Origin of the sequence: Roseateles saccharophilus (assembly GCF_004342485.1) — a bacterium.
GTDB lineage: Bacteria > Pseudomonadota > Gammaproteobacteria > Burkholderiales > Burkholderiaceae_C > Pelomonas > Pelomonas saccharophila.
The window spans coordinates 1-17,081 of record NZ_SMBU01000064.1 but is presented as its reverse complement, the minus strand read 5'-3'; the positions used below and the strand labels follow the sequence as shown (position 1 = coordinate 17,081).

13 protein-coding genes are annotated in these 17,081 nt (G+C 66.9%); 9 read left to right on the top strand and 4 right to left on the bottom strand.

Annotated features, from left to right (window positions below; genetic code table 11):
* Position 1: 1 nt before the first annotated feature.
* The gene (tcuC, locus tag EV671_RS25560) at positions 2–1,378 is read right to left on the bottom strand and encodes an MFS transporter (protein WP_132576736.1); all 1,377 of its coding nucleotides are present in this window, start codon (positions 1,376–1,378) and stop codon (positions 2–4) included.
* Positions 1,379–1,423: 45 nt separating this feature from the next.
* Complete coding sequence (locus EV671_RS25555) at positions 1,424–2,242, bottom strand: substrate-binding domain-containing protein (RefSeq protein WP_207911261.1); 819 nt, start codon at positions 2,240–2,242, stop codon at positions 1,424–1,426.
* Between the two features lie 79 nt (positions 2,243–2,321).
* Here EV671_RS25555 and EV671_RS25550 point away from each other — a divergent pair, with 79 nt between their 5' ends.
* The 9 genes from EV671_RS25550 (at position 2,322) to EV671_RS27115 (ending at position 14,871) form a co-directional block, all read left to right on the top strand.
* Positions 2,322–3,218 (top strand): LysR family transcriptional regulator, encoded by an 897-nt coding sequence (locus tag EV671_RS25550; protein ID WP_132576735.1) that lies wholly within the window; start codon positions 2,322–2,324, stop codon positions 3,216–3,218.
* 211 nt (positions 3,219–3,429) lie between these two features.
* Positions 3,430–4,200 carry an SDR family oxidoreductase gene (locus EV671_RS25545; protein ID WP_132576734.1) on the top strand — a complete coding sequence of 257 codons (771 nt, stop codon included), beginning with the start codon at positions 3,430–3,432 and terminating at the stop codon, positions 4,198–4,200.
* 27 nt (positions 4,201–4,227) lie between these two features.
* Positions 4,228–5,082 carry an ureidoglycolate lyase gene (locus EV671_RS25540; RefSeq protein WP_132576733.1) on the top strand — a complete coding sequence of 285 codons (855 nt, stop codon included), beginning with the start codon at positions 4,228–4,230 and terminating at the stop codon, positions 5,080–5,082.
* Between the two features lie 18 nt (positions 5,083–5,100).
* Entirely contained in the window at positions 5,101–6,378 is a 1,278-nt protein-coding gene (locus EV671_RS25535) for an L-fuconate dehydratase (RefSeq protein WP_132576732.1), read from the top strand.
* Between the two features lie 173 nt (positions 6,379–6,551).
* On the top strand, positions 6,552–7,238 hold the full coding sequence (locus EV671_RS25530) for a PEP-CTERM sorting domain-containing protein (RefSeq protein ID WP_165917734.1): 687 nt from the start codon (positions 6,552–6,554) through the stop codon (positions 7,236–7,238).
* 113 nt (positions 7,239–7,351) lie between these two features.
* Entirely contained in the window at positions 7,352–10,180 is a 2,829-nt protein-coding gene (gene galA, locus EV671_RS25525) for a beta-galactosidase GalA (RefSeq protein WP_132576730.1), read from the top strand.
* Positions 10,180–12,222, top strand: a complete 2,043-nt coding sequence (locus EV671_RS25520; RefSeq protein WP_132576729.1) for a glycoside hydrolase family 2 protein — start codon at positions 10,180–10,182, stop codon at positions 12,220–12,222. The genes galA and EV671_RS25520 overlap by 1 nt, the downstream gene beginning before the upstream one ends.
* Positions 12,219–13,982 (top strand): glycoside hydrolase family 9 protein, encoded by a 1,764-nt coding sequence (locus EV671_RS25515; protein WP_243655887.1) that lies wholly within the window; start codon positions 12,219–12,221, stop codon positions 13,980–13,982. Before EV671_RS25520 ends, EV671_RS25515 begins: the two co-directional genes overlap by 4 nt.
* A 10-nt stretch (positions 13,983–13,992) precedes the next feature.
* The gene (locus EV671_RS27115; RefSeq protein WP_207911260.1) at positions 13,993–14,871 is read left to right on the top strand and encodes a CE1 family esterase; all 879 of its coding nucleotides are present in this window, start codon (positions 13,993–13,995) and stop codon (positions 14,869–14,871) included.
* Between the two features lie 722 nt (positions 14,872–15,593).
* Here EV671_RS27115 and EV671_RS25505 read toward each other — a convergent pair.
* Positions 15,594–16,688, bottom strand: coding sequence for a LacI family DNA-binding transcriptional regulator (locus EV671_RS25505; RefSeq protein ID WP_277592511.1), 1,095 nt, complete (start codon positions 16,686–16,688; stop codon positions 15,594–15,596).
* Between the two features lie 188 nt (positions 16,689–16,876).
* Positions 16,877–17,081 (bottom strand): hypothetical protein (locus tag EV671_RS26910; RefSeq protein WP_165917732.1); only part of this gene is annotated, 205 nt, incomplete at its 5' end.

Below are 17,081 nucleotides of genomic sequence, written 5' to 3'. Positions count from 1 at the left end.
CTCACTGCCCTCGATCACACCCGGCCTGAGCGGGCACTTCGAGCAAAACCGCGTCCTCACCGCCGAATAAGCGCGTTTCCTGACCGCCGTTCACATCCAAGACGCGCGGTCGCTGGCCAGGCCGCAGGCCGTAGATCAGGACGGTCGCCACCAAGCTCGCCAAAGCGGCCACGGCCATCCAAAGGCCCGGCATGGCCCGATTGCCAGTCTCCTGGATGAGCCAGGTGCAGACCATCGGCGTGAAACCGCCAAACAGCGCAGTGGCCAGGCTGTAGGCCAACGAGAAGCCTGCCGTCCGGATGTAGCCCGGAACGACTTCAGTCAGTGCGGCGATGGTGGCACCGTTATAGCTGGCGTAGAGAAAGGACAGCCACAACTCGACCATCACCATACGCACCAGGCTGGGTTCATTCACGAGCCAACTCATCGCCGGGTAAGCGCTCAGCACGGTCAGCGTCGTCGCAGCCAGCATGATGGGCCAGCGTCCGATTCGATCGGACAGCGCCCCCATGATTGGCAACCAAATCAGGTTGGACACGCCGACCAACAATGTCACCAGAAGGCTGTCTCGGGTCGACAGTTTCAGAACCGACTTGCCAAAAGTCGGCGTGTAAACCGTGATCAGATAGAAAGACACGGTGGTCATGATCACCAGCAACGCACCCAGACCAATCGTGCGCCAATGCGTTGCGATGCCCAGAAGCGTCTGATTGAAGGACGGATGGTGCTTGGCGGCGCGAAAGGCCTCGGTCTCCTGGAGCCGGTTGCGGATCACGAAGATCACCGGAACGATCAAGCAGCCAATGAAGAATGGGATGCGCCAGCCCCAGGCCTCGAGTTCAGGCTTATCCATCCATTCGTTCAGACCGTAGCCCAGCAGCGCCGAGACTACGATGGCCAGTTGCTGGCTTGCAGACTGCCAGCTGACATAAAAACCGCGACGGCCGGGCATGGCGATCTCCGACAGGTAGACCGACACCCCCCCCAACTCCACGCCGGCCGACAGCCCCTGCAGCAGCCGCCCGACAAGCACCAGGAACGGAGCCCAAAGCCCCAGGGTGGCATAGCCGGGCACGAAAGCGACCAAGGCCGTGCCGGTGGCCATGATGCTAAGCGTCAGTAGCAGGCCCCGGCGTCGGCCGACCCGGTCCACGTAGGCGCCTAGCACCACCGCGCCGACCGGTCGCATCAGGAACCCTGCGCCGAAAGTGGCGAACGTCAGCATCAGCGAGGCATATTCGCTGGCCGCGGGGAAAAAAGCCTTCGAGATCGCCGTGGCATAGAAGCCGAACAAGAAGAAGTCATACATCTCGATGAAGTTGCCGCTGGTCACGCGGACAACCGCACCGAACTTGGAAGGAATCGAGGCCTCGGACATGGTGTCTCCTGGCAAGTGTCGGAAAGTCCCGGCCAAAGGCATGGATCAGGGCGCGACGGGCTCTAGACCGGTGCCGGCGATGACCGCACGGCTGGCGGGGCCGGCCATGAAGGCGATGAAGGCGTGCGCCTGCCGCACCCGCGTGCTGGTGGCGACGACTGCGGCGGCATATGGCGTGGTGCGTTGAAGCGAGTCTGGCAGGTCGCCGACGATGTCGATGCCGCGCACCGGCTGAAGCTCGCTGCGCTGCTGACAGCCGAAGGCAGCCTCGTGGCGGGCCAGGATTTCGCCGACCGGCGTGGCCGGGATCTGGCGGCCCTTGGCCTTGACCTGCTGAGCGACTCCCAGATGGTCCAGCAGTTCGTTCTGGATGTAGCTGCCACTGGCACTGTCCGACCAGGCAATCGAGTCGGCCGCGGCGAAGGCCTGCCGTACATCCTGCTCGGTGGCCAGTGCAGGTCGTGGCGCGCCGGCCGGCACAGCACAGGCGATCTTGGAGAGGGCCAGACGGACCTTGCTGCCGGGCAGCAGCCGCCCCTGGACCATCAGTTCGTCTAGTGACGACTCGACCATGATCACCACGTCCAACGCTTCTCCGCGTGCCAGTCGGGCAGGCACTGCCCCTGGTGTGGCGCCCATTGACGGACCGAACTCACGCCGGACGTGTTCTGTCGGAACCTGAGCCTCGTAACGCTCGGACAACGCCCGAAAGGCCTCGGCGAAGCCGCCCGAGGACACCACGCCAAGATCCGCGGCCTGAGCCATGCCGGCGCACAGAACGCTGCCAATGAGGCCCGCCAGGAGCCTGCCCGAGCCGAAAGAGGCTGAATGAACGCGTGTTTCCATGTTCTGAAACGGACTCACGGTCCGCCTTGTCTCCGATGGACTCATCGTGACCTGGACCACATTCGACGTCCATTGCAACGTTTCATATGATCAATGCATGGAAAGCAATGGTTTAGACCTTGACCAACTGCGTGCCTTCGTTGCGGTGGCCGATTTGCTCAGCTTCCGGCGGGCCGCCGACGAACTGCATTTGTCGCCGCCGGCGTTAAGCCGGCGCATCGAACGGTTGGAGGAGCGGGTAGGTGCACGACTGCTCGAGCGGACGTCGCGCTCCGTGCGGCCGAGCGTGGTTGGTGAGGCGTTCCTCGAACGTGTCCGGACAGTGCTTGAGGACCTTGACGACGCAGTGTTGGGCGTCCATGAACTCGCCTCGGGGCACACAGGTCGCATCACGGTTGCTGCAGTACCCTCCGCAGCCAGCAGCTTCGTGCCGCGCGCTCTGGCGCGGCTGGCCGGTCGCTATCCTGCCATCCGCTCTCGCCTGCTGGACGGCTCGCTACAAGCGACTGCACAGGCGGTTCTGGGGGGCCTCGCGGATGTCGGCATCGGATTCAATGACAGCCCCATCGCCGGGTTGCAGGCCGAACTTCTCGGTGAGGATCCTTACGTGCTGGCAGTGCCGGCTGGACACCACTGGCAGGGCCTGCGAGCCCTGAGCCTACAGGAGCTTCACAACGAGCCGCTGCTGTCACTGGCCGGCGGCAGCGGCAACCGGGCCCTGCTCGATGAGCAGTTCGCGCAAGCGGGTATCGCGCCGCGCGTCATCCACGAGGCCGCACACATCTGGGCTCTGACGGGGATGGTGGAAGCTGGGCTGGGTTGTGCTCTGGTGCCGGCAATGGTGGCAAGGCCGGCCCCGGCAGGCGTGGCTGTCGTGGCGCTGCGCGGCCAGCCACTGCGACGGAAGATCACCCTGCTGACGCCAGTCGAGCGCCGGCTGACACCGCTTGCGCAGCGGCTCTTGCCCGAGCTGCGGGCTGCTTTCACGACCTGAGCCGGCGACAGACCACGCTGCATCGACGGACCAAGTCGTCCTGCCCCGGCGAAAACCTTCGCCAGCCAGTTTTAGACGTCGCTTGCCAGACGCCGTTCGCCAAATTCATCTGACGCGATCACCGCGCGCATATGACGCCGCAACAGGTCTGACCAGAATCGCAAAAAGCTCACGCGCAGCTATACTGGTCTGACCTCTTGTGGCGCAAGTTATGGCGAATCTCTGTTTGGAAGGCAAGACCCTGCTCATCACGGCGGCGGGCCAGGGCATCGGTCGAGCCAGCGCGCTGGCTTGCCTGCGTTCGGGGGCAAACGTCGTTGCGACCGATAGAGATGCGCAGGCGCTCGAAAGTCTGAAGATCGAAGCCGGGCCGGCGGAACGCCTAACGACAACGCTCCTCGACGTCCTCGACAGCGATGCGGTAAAGGCACTTGTCGACCGGTTGCCGCCACTGCACGGTCTTTTCAACTGCGCCGGCTTCGTGCACCACGGCACGGTGCTCGACTGCGACGAGGACGCCTGGGACTTCAGCATGGACCTCAACGTGAAGAGCATGCTGCGAACTATGCGTGCGTTCCTCCCGGGCATGCTCGCCGAGGCGGAGCGCACGGGCGGCGGCGCGTCGATTCTGAACATGGCCTCCATGGCCTCGTCGGTGAAAGGTTTTCCGAACCGCTTCGTCTATGGCGCCAGCAAAGCCGCCGTCATCGGCATGAGCAAGGCGGTGGCGGCCGACTTCGTCAAGCAAGGCCTGCGCTGCAATGCGCTGTGCCCAGGCACGGTCGACACGCCTTCGCTGCGCGGCCGCATCGCCGCGGCCGCAGACCCGGTGCAAGCCGAAAAGGACTTCATCGCCCGCCAGCCCATGGGCCGGCTCGCCACCGTCGACGACATCGCGCCGCTGGTGGTCTTCCTGCTCAGCGACGCCTCGCGCTTCATCACCGGACAGGCGATCAGCGTCGACGGTGGCGTCACGATCTGAAGCCCTCTTCCCTCCCTACAAACTGCCATGAAATTGCTCCGTTATGGCCCTCCCGGCCAGGAGCGCCCCGGCTTGCTCGACGCCAACGGCCAGGTGCGCGACCTTTCCACTCAAATCGCCGACCTCGCCGGCGATGTGCTGACGCCGGCCGGGCTTGAGCTGCTGCGCAAGCTTGACCCGGCCACCCTTCCCCTCGTGCCGGGCACGCCGCAGCAGGATTTGCGCATCGGCCCCTGCGTCGGACAGGTCGGCAAGTTCATCTGCATCGGCTTGAACTATGCCGACCATGCGGCCGAGTCGGGCCTGCCCGTACCGACCGAGCCCGTCGTCTTCGCCAAGTGGACGAGTGCGATCTGCGGTCCGGACGACACGGTCCAGATCCCCCGCGGCTCGGTCAAGACCGACTGGGAGGTGGAGCTCGGCGTCGTCATCGGCCAGGGCGGGCGCTACATCGAGGAGGCCGACGCGATGAAGCACGTGGCCGGCTATTGCGTCGTCAACGACGTGTCCGAGCGCGAGTGGCAGCTCGAACGCGGCACCCAGTGGGACAAGGGCAAGGGCTGCGACACCTTCGGCCCCATCGGCCCGTGGCTGGTCACGGCCGACGAGGTGCCAGACCCGCAGCAGCTCGACCTCTGGCTGGAAGTCGACGGCCACCGCTTCCAGAATGGCAACACGCGGACCATGGTGTTCGGCGTGGCACAGATCGTCAGCTATCTGAGCCGCTTCATGAGCCTGCAGCCCGGAGACATCATTTCCACGGGCACACCACCCGGCGTCGGACTGGGCCAGAAGCCGCCGGTCTACCTCAGGCCGGGTCAGACCATGCGCCTGGGCATCGCCGGCCTCGGCGTACAGACCCAATCCACCGTCGCAGCCTGAGATGGAATGGATGCCCGCATGACCCGCATCACCGCCCTGCGCACGGTGGACGTGCGCTTTCCGACGTCCCAGCATCTCGACGGCTCAGACGCGATGAACCCCGACCCCGACTACTCGGCAGCCTACGTGATCCTGGAGACCGACACGCCCGGGCTGGAAGGCCACGGCCTGACCTTCACGATCGGCCGCGGCAACGACATCTGCTGTCGCGCCGTCGAGGCGATGCGCCACCTCCTCGTCGGCCTGGACCTCAGCTGGATCGCCGCCGACATGGGTCGCTTCTGGCGCCACGTCACGTCGGACAGCCAGCTGCGCTGGATAGGCCCGGACAAAGGCGCCATCCACCTCGCCACCGGCGCCGTCGTCAACGCCGTGTGGGACCTGTGGGCCAAGGCCGAGGGCAAGCCGGTGTGGAAGCTTGTGGCGGACATGAGCCCGGCCGAGCTGGTGCGCTGCATCGACTTCCGTTACATCACCGACTGCATCACGCCCGACGAAGCGCTGGCGCTGCTGTCCCGTGCGGCCGAGGGCAAGGCCGAGCGCATGGCGACGCTGGAGCGCGAGGGCTACCCCTGCTACACGACCTCTGCCGGCTGGCTGGGCTACCCCGACGACAAGCTGCGCCGCCTGTGCCAGCAGGCCGTCGATGCCGGCTTCAACCACGTCAAGCTCAAGGTCGGCCGCGACCGCGCGGACGACATCCGCCGACTGCGCATCGCCCGCGAGGTGCTGGGGCCGGACCGCAAGCTGATGATCGACGCCAACCAGGTCTGGGACGTGCCCGTCGCCATCGACTGGCTCAGGGACCTGGCCTTCGCCAAGCCCTGGTTCATCGAGGAGCCCACCAGCCCCGATGACGTCGAAGGCCACCGCGTCATCCGTGAAGCCATTGCGCCCATGCAGGTCGCCACCGGCGAGATGTGCCAGAACCGCATCTTGTTCAAGCAGTTCATGATGCGCGGCGCCATCGATGTGGTGCAGATCGACAGCTGCCGCCTCGGTGGCGTCAACGAGATCCTGGCCGTCATGCTGATGGCAGCCAAGCACGGCTTGCCGGTCTGCCCGCACGCCGGTGGGGTGGGGCTGTGCGAGTACGTGCAGCACCTGTCCATGATCGACTACCTCTGCATCGCTGGTACACGCGATGGTCGAGTCATCGAGTACGTGGACCATCTGCACGAACACTTTGTCGACCCCTGCGTCGTGCGCGGCGCGGCCTATATGCCGCCCGCGGCGCCGGGCTTCTCGATCACGATGAGGCCGGAGTCGCTGGAACGCTACCGCTTCACCCCCTGAGCCCGTTGATGCTTCTAGGTGTTTGCACTGGTCATACCAATTAAGTTATTTGGCAAACTGGCAATACCACGAGGCCAAGCAAGCCTCGATACAAGAACACACCTGGAGACATGATGCCGAACACACTCAAGTGGGCCGTTGGCGCCGCCCTCATCGCAGCGTCCCAACTGGCCATGGCCGGCTTGGCCCAAGTGCAGATCTCGAATCTCACGCTGTCTGCTTCCGGTGGGGCGGGGTGGTACTGGCTTCCCAAGGGGGCCACCTGGCTGTCACCGACCGCCGGCGCCGCCACCGGCCTGATCGCTCCGAGCTTCGACGACAGCGTTGCCGGCTGGCATGGGGACGCGCTGGCAAGCTCCGTCACCGACGGCACCTCCGTGGCCCAGGCCCAGCTGACGTCCGAGACTTCCGGCGGCCTGAACGGCGTGACGGCCCAAGCCTCCGTGGCGACCACCGGCGGCCAATCGGGTTGGGCCTTCGCCCAGGTCTTCGACGGCCAGATCATGGTCGGCAGCAACACCACCATCACCCTCAGCGAGACGATCGACAACATCTTCGCCAGCGGCCCAACGACTCAGGCCAACGCCTACATCGAGCTCTGCACCACTGATTTCACGACCGACATCTGCAGCCCGCTGAACTTTGCCGAAGCCTTCGTCGACGGCAATTCACCCGCCTACAGCGGCCCGAACGTGCTGACTGCCAGCTGGACCAATCCAGGCTCCACGACCTGGGCGAAGATGCATATTGGCCTGACCGCCTCTGCCGATTCGCTAGCCAACACCATCCCCGAGCCGGCGAGCATCGCACTGGTGGTGACAGGCCTTGCAGGCATCGGTTTCAGCCGCCGCAGGGCTTGACACCTAGACCTCCGGGCCGGCCAGCAAGCTGTGGCCGGCTTTTGTCGCGCGGTCCCCAAGGAGGCCGCGCGACGCATTTTTTTGCCTGTCGAAACGCCCCCCGGAAAGCACCCATGCCGCGTTCTCCCCTCCTCTTCCGCTGGCTGGCGACTTGCGCGCTGCTCGTGATGACGGCCGCATCCGCCCAAGCCTCCGCACGCGAGCGGCTATCGCTTGACGGCGGCTGGCTCTTCCATCGCGGGGAGGTCGCCATGCCGGCCATCAAGGGCCACGGCATGAGTTACCAGAACGGCAAGGCCAACAATGGCTGGGGCCCCGCTGCCGCAGACTTCGACGACTCGGGCTGGCGGCGCCTCGACCTGCCGCATGACTGGGCCGTCGAGAACCCCTTCGACCGCGACGAGAACGTCTCGCAGGGCTATCGCGCGCGCGGCATCGGTTGGTACCGCCGCTACCTGCAATTGCCCGAGACCGACCGCGGCCGCCACATCGAACTGCAGTTCGACGCCATCGCCACACACAGCACCGTGTGGATCAATGGCATCGTCGTCGACCGCAGATGGTCAGGCTACGACGGCCGCAGCATCGACATCACGCCCTACGTGCGCTACGGCACCGACCCCAACACCATCGCCGTGCGTGTCGATGCCGATGCCCAGGAGGGCTGGTGGTACGAAGGTGCCGGCATCTACCGTCACAGCTGGCTGGTCAAGCGCGACGCGCTGCATATCGCCACCGACGGCCTGCATGCCAACCCCGTCAATCAGGGCGGGCGCTGGACCATTCCCGTCGAGGTGACGCTGCAGAGCAGCGCCAAAGCGGCGAGTGACGGCACCGTCGATGCGGTGCTGACCGACCCCGCTGGCCGCGAGGTGGCAAGGGGCAGTGCGCGCGCCCGCATCGACGCGCTCGGCTCCGCCATCGCGCGCATCAAGCTGGAGGTCCGTGATCCCAAGCTCTGGTCGCTGGCCCAGCCCAACGTCTATCGCGTGCGCGCCGTGCTGCGCGACCGCGCCAACGAAATCGATCGGACCGAGGTCCAGACGGGTTTTCGCAGCATCCGCTTCGACGCAGACCGCGGCTTCCTCCTCAACGGCGAAGCGGTCAAGATTCAGGGCGTCTGCATCCACCAGGATCACGCCGGCGTCGGCGTCGCCGTGCCGGAAGCGATCTGGGAGTTCCGCCTGCGCCGCCTCAAGGAGATGGGCACCAACGCCATCCGCTTTGCGCACAACGCGCCGGCGACCGAGGTTCTGGACATGGCCGACCGCATGGGCTTGCTCGTCATGGACGAGAACCGGCACTTCAACCCATCGCCGGACTACATGCAACAGCTGACTTGGCTGGTGCGGCGCGACCGCAACCATCCGAGCGTCGTCCTTTGGTCCATCTTCAACGAAGAGCCGCTGCAGAGCACCGAGGCCGGCTACGAAATGTCACGCCGGATGGTCCACGAGATCAAGAAACTGGACACGACGCGCCCGGTGACGGGTGCCATGCATGGCGGGCTCACCACTGCCCTCAATGCGGCCGACGCCCTCGACGTCGTCGGCCTGAACTACCAGACCTGGATCTACGACGACTATCATAAGAAGCATCCCAAGCGCCCGCTGACGAGCACCGAGGACACCTCGGCCTTCATGACCCGCGGCGAATATGCGAGCGACCGCAAGGCCCAGGTCATGGGCAGCTACGACGACGAGCCCTCATCCTGGGGCAACACACACCGGGACGCCTGGAAGGCCATCGCACAGCGCCCCTTCATCGCCGGCAGCTTCGTCTGGACCGGCATGGACTACCGCGGCGAGCCCACGCCTTACGAATGGCCTAGCGCCAGCTCGTTCTTCGGCGCGATGGACCTGGCCGGCTTCGCCAAGGGCGCCTTCTGGATTCACCAGGCCCAGTGGGTCAAGGACAGGCCCGTCGTCAAGCTGCAGCCGCACTGGAACTGGACCGGCCGGGAGGGCCAGGACATCCACGTGATGGTGACGAGCAACGCGCAGCGCGTGCGGGTCCTGCTCAACGACCGGACCATCGGCGAGCAGGCGGTCGACCCGTACGAGATGAATCACTTCCAGGTGCCCTACGCGCCCGGCCGCATCGAGGCCGTGGCCCTGCGAGACGGCAAGGAAGTGGCGCATGACGTCGTCGAGACCAGCGGCGCGCCGGTGAGCCTCGTGCTGACGCCCGACCGCCAGGCGCTGGCCGGCGACGGGCTGGATGCCATGCCCGTGACCGTCAGCGCCGTCGACGCCCGGGGCCGACCGGTGCCGCTGGCGCAGGACAAGGTCAGCTTCTCCCTCGAAGGTCAGGGCGCCATCATCGGCGTAGGCAATGGCGACCCCAACTCCCACGAGGCCGACAAGGCGAGCGCGCGCAGCCTGTTCAATGGCCTGGCCCAGGTCATCGTGCAAAGCCGCCGTGACGGTCGCGGCGTCCTCAGGCTGAGAGCCCATGCCGAGGGATTGCAGGGCGCCGAGGTGGAACTGGCCGTGAACGCCGTGCACGCCTCGCCCCGCGTGCCCGACGTAGAGCCGACGACGCCGCTGCAGAGCTGGCGCGTTTCGCCGCCGGCGACCACGCGGCCCGACCCCAATGTCGTGCTGGCCGAGAACGACATGAACTCCTGGGGCTGGGACGAACCGCCCATGCGCCGTGGTCCCGAGGCCGGCGCCTTCCGCCTTTACCGCAGCGGCGTCAACGTGCGCGCCGACCGCAACGACGGCCGCGCCCAACTCAGCTTCGGCGGCATCGCCGGCAAGGCCGAGGTCTGGGTCGATGGCGTGAAGCTCGGCGAGAAGATCCAGGCCGAGCCAGCGCCTTTCGCCGTCACCCTGCCCCGAGGCGCCGCGCACCGCGAAGTGACCGTCCTCATCGAAGCCGTGCAGGGCCAGGCCTCGGGCCTTTGGGGTCGGGTCGTGCTGGAGCGCGGAGCCCGCTGATGCCGCGCCGGCTTCTCGCGCTGCTGGGCCTGCTGGTCGCGCTGCAGGCATCGGCAGACCGCGTCGCGACGCCGCTGGACGAGGCCTGGCGCTTCCGGCGCGACGACCTGACCGGCGCCCAGGCGCCCGACTTCGACGACACGGCCTGGGCCGCCGTGACTCTGCCGCACACCTACAACGCCGTCGATGGCGAGACCGGCGGCACGCCCTACCGCGGTCCGGCCTGGTACCGCCGCACCCTCGACGTCAAGCCCGCCGCCGGCTCACGCCGCTTCCTCGAGTTCGACGGCGCGACACTGGCCGCCGACGTCTGGGTCAACGGCCGCCACGCGGGTCGGCACGAAGGCGGCTACGCGCGCTTCCGTTTCGACATCACGCCGCTGCTGCAACCCGGCCGCAACGTGCTGGCCGTGCGCGTGGACAACGGCAAGCTACCCGAGGTGGCCCCCCTGGGCGGCGACTTCACCGTCTTCGGCGGCCTGATCCGGCCCGTGCGCATGATCGAGACCGACGACACCCACATCGAGCTGCTGGACCACGGCGGCCCCGGCATGCGCTTCGACATCGAGGCGCTCGACGCTGCCCAGGCGCGATTGAACGTGAAGCTGCAGTGGCGCAACGACGGTGCCCGGCCCGCCGTGCGCCAGCTGCGGCTGACGCTGCGTGACGCCCAGGGCCGCGACGTCGTGCAGCAGGTCCGGCGCCTGGACCTGCCGGCGGGTGCTACCGACACCACCACAGCGGTGTTGAATGTGCCCAGGCCGCATCTCTGGCAGGGCGTGAAAGACCCCTACCTCTACCGCCTCAGCGCCGAACTGCTGGACGGCCCCAAGGTCGCCGACGCGGTCCAGCTTTCCGTGGGGCTGCGCAGATTCGGCGTCGATCCCCAGCGCGGCTTCCTGCTCAATGGCGAGCCCTATCCGCTCTACGGCGTCAACTACTTTCACGCCGGCCGCCCGGGCAGGGGCATCGCCGTCGGCAAGCCCGAGATCGACCAGGACCTGCACATCCTGACGGACCTCGGCCTGACCGGCCTGCGCCTCGTGCACTACCAGCACCCGGCCTACGTCTACGAACGCGCCGACGAGCTGGGCCTGGTACTGTGGACCGAGATCCCGCTGAACTCGGCCATGGCGGAAACGCCGGCCTTTCGCGACAACCTGTTTGGCCAACTGCGCGAGCTGGTGCGGCAGAACCGGCATCACGCCTCGGTGGCCGTCTGGGGTATCGGCAACGAGGTCTACCGCAGCGATGAACCCATCCGCGCACTGCTCGCCGACCTGCATGGGCTGGCCAAACGCGAGGACCCCTCGCGCCTGACCAGCTACGCCCACTGCTGCGCGCCCGACGACCATCCCATGGCCCTGGTCACCGACCTCGCCTCGTACAACCGCTACTGGGGCTGGTACGACGGCCAGTTCAGCGACATCGGCCCGTGGGCCGACCAGCTGCATGCCAAGCTGCCCGCCAAGCCCATCGGCCTGGGCGAATACGGCGCCGGCGCCAGCCCGCTGCAGCAGGAGGACCCGCCACGCCGCCCCGAGCCCGGCGGCCGCTGGCACCCCGAGCAGTACCAGGCACTGTTCCACGAGGCCTACGCCGCCCAGCTCGAGAAGCGCCCCTTCCTGTGGGGCCGCTTCATCTGGCTGGGCTTCGATCATGCCGCCGCCAACCGCCATGAGGGCGACACCACCGGCCGCAACGACAAGGGCCTGGTCACCTACGACCGCCGCACGCCGAAGGAGGCCTACCACCTGATGCGCGCGTGGTGGCAGCACAAGCCGGTGCTGCACATCGCCAGCCAGCGACTCGACAGACGGCTGACCGGCACCGTGGCGATCAAGGCCTACACCAATGCGGCCCGGGCCACGCTGAAGGTCAACGGCAAGGCCATCGGCACGGTCGACGTCGTCGACCGCATCGCCGTCTGGCCGGCGGTCGAGCTGCAGGCCGGCCAGGCCACGCTGGAAGTCAGCGACGACCGCGGCAGCCGAGAGCGCGTCGATTGGCAGATCCGCCCACACGCTGAACTTTTCCCATGACCATGCTGAACCACTTCACCCGGCTTGCCCTGCTGCCTGCCCTGCTGGCCCTGCAATCCTGCAGCCAGGCTCCCGTCGCCATGCCGAGCGCAGCCGACACCACGGCTATCCAGCTCAACCAGGTCGGCTATCTGCCCGGCGGCAGCAAATGGGCCGCCCTTCCCGCGGTGGCAGCCGACAGCTTTGCCATCGTTGACGCGACGACGGGCCGCGAGGTCTGGCGCGGTCCGCTGCAAGCGGCTCGCACGTGGGAGCCAGCCCGGCAGAAGCTGCGCCTGGCCGACTTCTCGGCCCTGGGCGAGCCCGGCCGCTACCGCCTGCAGGTGGCTGGCCTGCCGCCATCCGCCCCCTTCGTGGTTGCGCCCGATGCCTACGCGGCGCTGAATGCCGCGGCGTTGAAATTCTTCTACTTCAACCGTGCCAGCGTCGCCCTGGATGCCGCCCACGCCGGAATCTGGGCCCGCCCCGCCGGCCACGCGGACGACCGCGTCCTCGTGCATTCGTCCGCTGCCGGCCCTGGGCGTCCGGAAGGCAGCGTCATCAGCGCGCCCAAGGGCTGGTACGACGCCGGTGACTACAACAAGTACATCGTCAACTCCGGCATCAGCACCTACACGCTGCTGGCCACCTGGGAGCACTACCCCGCCTTCATCCAGACGCAGCAGCTGAACATCCCCGAGAGCGGCAACGGCCTGCCCGATTTGCTCAACGAGGCACTGTGGAACCTGGAGTGGATGCTGGCCATGCAGGACCCGGCCGACGGCGGCGTCTATCACAAGCTCACCGACCAGGGCTTCGACGGCATCGTGCTGCCTCACCAGGCGCGGCACGACCGCTACGTCGTCATGAAGGGCACGGCCGCGACGCTGGACTTTGCGGCCGTCATGGCCCAGGCCAGCCGCCTGTTCGCCGCCTTCGAGACCCAGCGGCCAGGCTTGTCGGCGCGCATGCTGGAGGCCTCCAAGCGCGCCTGGCAATGGGCCCAGGCCCATCCCGATGTCGTCTACCGCCAGCCGGCAGACATCCACACCGGCGGCTATGAGGACCAGCAGTTGGCGGACGAATTCTCGTGGGCGGCTGCCGAACTCTTCGTCACGACGCGCGACCCGGCCTACTGGCAGCAATTCCGCCGCACGGCGCCACGCATCGAGGTGCCCGGCTGGGCCAGTGTCGGCGCGCTGGCCTGGACCAGCCTGGCGCAGTACCGTGCTCGCCTGAGCACCGAAGACCGTCGCTGGGTCGAGACCCAGATCCAAACACTGGCCGACGGTTTCGCCGCGCGCTGGCAGGCCTCGCCCTACCGCGTCGCCATGCAGGACGAGGACTTCATCTGGGGCAGCAATTCCGTTGCGCTGAACCAGGCTCTGATGCTGGTGCAGGGCTATCGCATCAGCGGCGAGCGCCGCATGCTGGACGCCGCGCAGTCGGCACTGGACTTCGTGCTGGGCCGCCATCCCACGGGGTACGTGATGGTGACCGGCTTCGGCGCCCGCTCGCCCCTGCATCCCCACCACCGGCCCTCCGGTGCGATGCCCCAGCTGGCGCCGGTGCCGGGAATGATCGTCGGCGGCCCCAAGGCCGACGTGGGCGGTGACTGCCCCGGCCTGGCCTATCCGTCCCAAGCCCCAGCGAGGGCCTATCTCGACGCCCTGTGCAGCTACACGACCAACGAGATCGCGATCAACTGGAACGCGCCCCTGGTCTATGTGTCGGCGGCCCTGCAGGCGCTGACGCCCGACGCACCTCACCGGAGTCCATGACATGGCCCTGATGCAAGCTACCACCCCAAGCCTCGGCCCCAGGCCGGCCAGCCGGCTCCGCTCGACGCTGGGCGCCGCCTGGCTGGTCGCGGCACTCGTCGGCTGTGGCGGCGGCGGGACCGCGGCCGGCAGCCCGGCGCCAGCGCCCGCGCCGCAGTTGTCAGGCAGCGCCGGCTGCGGCCAGGCCGCCAAGCTCGCCACGGGCGAGCAGACCCTCACGTCGGACGGCATTTCGCGCAGCTATTGGCTGGACCTGCCCGCCGGCTACGACAGCAACAAGACCTATCCCGTCATCATCGGCCTGCACTGGCGCGACGGCAGTGCCACCGAGGTGCGCACCTGGAACAACTACTTCGGGCTCAAGCCCCTGTACGGCAACAACGCCATCTTCATCGCGCCGCAGGGCCTGGATGCCGGTTGGGCCAACCCCGGCGGGCGCGACATCCGTTTCATGCGAGCCCTGATCGCCCAGGTCCAGCAGAGCGTCTGCACCGATCTTCAACGCGTATTCGCGACCGGCTTCAGCTTCGGCGGCATGATGTCCAACGCCATTGGCTGCGAGATGGGCGACGTGGTGCGCGCCATCGCACCGCTGTCGGGCTCGTTATGGAGTGGCTGCGGCGCATCCTCGAATCGTGTGGCCGCCATCTTCGACCACGCAAAGGACGACAACACCGTGCCCTATTCGGCAGGCGAGGAAGCGCGCAACATCTTCCTGGCGCGCAACAGCTGCAGCGCCTCCACCGTGCCCATCGGCAGCAACGGCTGCGTCGAGTACCAGGGCTGCAGCACGGGCAAACCGGTCGTCTGGTGCGGCCACGCCACGGGCGGCCACTGGCCGCCGGCATTCTCGAGCAGCGAGACCAAGGCCTTCTTCGACCGTTTCTAGCCGGGTCAAGACGATCGCCCTGCGCAAGAGCAGCATCAACAGGCGCGGCGACCCGCGCCGACGCCACTCAGACTGCCAATTCAGGCGCGACAGGCCAGACCGGACATGCACACTCCGTTTGCCGATCTACGCGGCCCGCGGAAAACGATCGCCCTCCGCGCCCAGTAATGCGTTCGGACCTGGGCGGCATCGGTAGAAAACATGGATTTCGCTTGCGAGGCCCTGCCCCAGGGCACTGTGCCTTTCGATGCGCTCTTCGTCCTCGGCTTGTGGTGCTGTGGCCGTGATGCCTCGGATGAAGGCGGCCAGGAAGGGGCTTGAGTGAGTCATGGCAGCTCTCTGTGTTGTTGACCGTGCCGTGAGGGCATCAGGCGAAGGACGCCAGTGATCGGGCAAGGCGCGCAGCTCAACGATTGCGCGTCCCCGGCACCTCTTGGAAGCCGCTGTCGTTGCGGTCAGCGTTCTGTTCCGCAGGGCGGCATGCAGGCAGCCCGCGCCAGGAGTCTCAGCTTCGATCTCATGGTTCTACCTTTCACGGAAGGCGCTCGGCCGGCTGTCTCCTCCGGACACGAGCGTTGTGAAGACATTGGCTTCATACGCGACCCCGTCTCTGAGCGGGTGCCTCGCGCCGAGATGAATTAACGCTAATTCATCCAGGCCGGATAATAGTTCGAGCGCCGGATGAATTAACCCGTGAAAGTCCTAGTGGCGTGTATCGGGCGTCAGCGACGCGGTTTCAGCGTCCCACGCTGAACGAACTCCGTGGACAGGGCAATGTTGCTTGGAGCGAGCCATGCCCCACCCTCGCGTTTGGCCGCGATCCGTTCCATCAACACCTCCATCGCCCGCTTGCCCATCGCATGCAACGGTTGTCGAACCGTGGTCAAGTGAGCAGTCCGGGCAAACAAGATGTCGTCGAACCCCACGACGGAGACATCTTCTGGCACACGCAGCCCCTGCATGGACAGGGCCTGGATGCAACCCAGTGCGATGGCGTCATTGGCGCAGAACACGGCATCCGGCACCAGTCCCCGGGGGTGCCGACTCAGCCAGTCGAGCATCGCATCGCGACCGCCTTCAACGTTCAGGGACGAATGCACGACATGGTCGCCAGGAAGCTCCACACCCACCGCCGCGTGGGCGCGGCGATAACCCGACAGCCGCCGCTCGGCACCGAGCAACCCCGCCGGCCCGCCGATGTGCAGAATCCTGTGATGACCTATCGCCAGCATGTGCCGCACGGCGTCGAAGGAACCGGCTTCCTCGTCGGGCTCCAGATTCATGACACCCGGGATTGCGGTTTCGGAGTGCAGACTGACGCTCGGAATGTGCTTGGGTAGCCAACCGGAAGCGTCAGCGCCAAGGCAAGGCGCAACGAGGATGAGCCCATCAACGCGGCCGTCACCGAGTTCTGGGATGCGCCGCTGCGCCTCGTCCCAGCCCCGCAGCATGAACACGGCCGCGGTCTGCTGGCTGCCGGTCGCGACCTCGATGATGCCGCCGAAGACCTCCATGAAATAGAGGTTGACGTCCTCCTTCCAGTGGCTGGCGACGATGCCGATGGCGTTCGCTCGTCCGTTCGCGAGGGCGCGCGCGGCAGCGTTCGCGCGATAGTTCAGTCGTTCGGCCGCGGCAACGACGCGCGCGCGCGTCTCCGCCGATGTCCTCGTTGCCGATCTTGCCCCGTTCAGCACCACCGATGCGGCCATCACGGACACGCCCGCTTCGCGGGCGACATCGGCGAGCGTAGCCGCGTCACCGCGCCGACGGGGCTTTGAAGGAGACGATGCCGAAGTCTTGGTTGTCGGAGCGGACACGGATCTAGCGAGAAGGTCCTTCGCCGCGAGACCCGCGGCAAGGCGCACTCAATGTAGCAGCGAGAGGGTGAGCGCCGTGAGGAGGGAGTTCACCAGCCGGATCGGCGCTGCGCAAAGACAGAGCGTTCGCATCGGCCTCGATCCGATCCCAACTGAAGAGGGTGCGCCGGGAGACTCAGCCCGCCAATTCACGCGCGATGTCCTGCGTCCTGCGGCGCGACGGAGCCAGGCAGAACCTGTCCGGCATGAGGTGGCTGCGCCGGTTCCGCTACGTCGTGATCGTGCGGGAAGGGCGCAGCCCAAGCCAGCAGCACCGGCGGGATGGAGAAGACCAGCACCCAGCCGAAGAAGCCGGCGTAGTGGTGGCCGACGCCGTTCCACAGCAGCGCGCTG

Coding starts and splice junctions, on each gene's coding strand:
- tcuC (WP_132576736.1), bottom strand. CDS start 1,378: ATGTCCGAGGCCTCGATTCCTTCCAAGTTCGGTGCGGTTGTCCGCGTG.
- EV671_RS25550 (WP_132576735.1), top strand. CDS start 2,322: ATGGAAAGCAATGGTTTAGACCTTGACCAACTGCGTGCCTTCGTTGCG.
- EV671_RS25545 (WP_132576734.1), top strand. CDS start 3,430: ATGGCGAATCTCTGTTTGGAAGGCAAGACCCTGCTCATCACGGCGGCG.
- EV671_RS25540 (WP_132576733.1), top strand. CDS start 4,228: ATGAAATTGCTCCGTTATGGCCCTCCCGGCCAGGAGCGCCCCGGCTTG.
- EV671_RS25535 (WP_132576732.1), top strand. CDS start 5,101: ATGACCCGCATCACCGCCCTGCGCACGGTGGACGTGCGCTTTCCGACG.
- EV671_RS25530 (WP_165917734.1), top strand. CDS start 6,552: ATGGCCGGCTTGGCCCAAGTGCAGATCTCGAATCTCACGCTGTCTGCT.
- galA (WP_132576730.1), top strand. CDS start 7,352: ATGCCGCGTTCTCCCCTCCTCTTCCGCTGGCTGGCGACTTGCGCGCTG.
- EV671_RS25520 (WP_132576729.1), top strand. CDS start 10,180: ATGCCGCGCCGGCTTCTCGCGCTGCTGGGCCTGCTGGTCGCGCTGCAG.
- EV671_RS25515 (WP_243655887.1), top strand. CDS start 12,219: ATGACCATGCTGAACCACTTCACCCGGCTTGCCCTGCTGCCTGCCCTG.
- EV671_RS27115 (WP_207911260.1), top strand. CDS start 13,993: ATGCAAGCTACCACCCCAAGCCTCGGCCCCAGGCCGGCCAGCCGGCTC.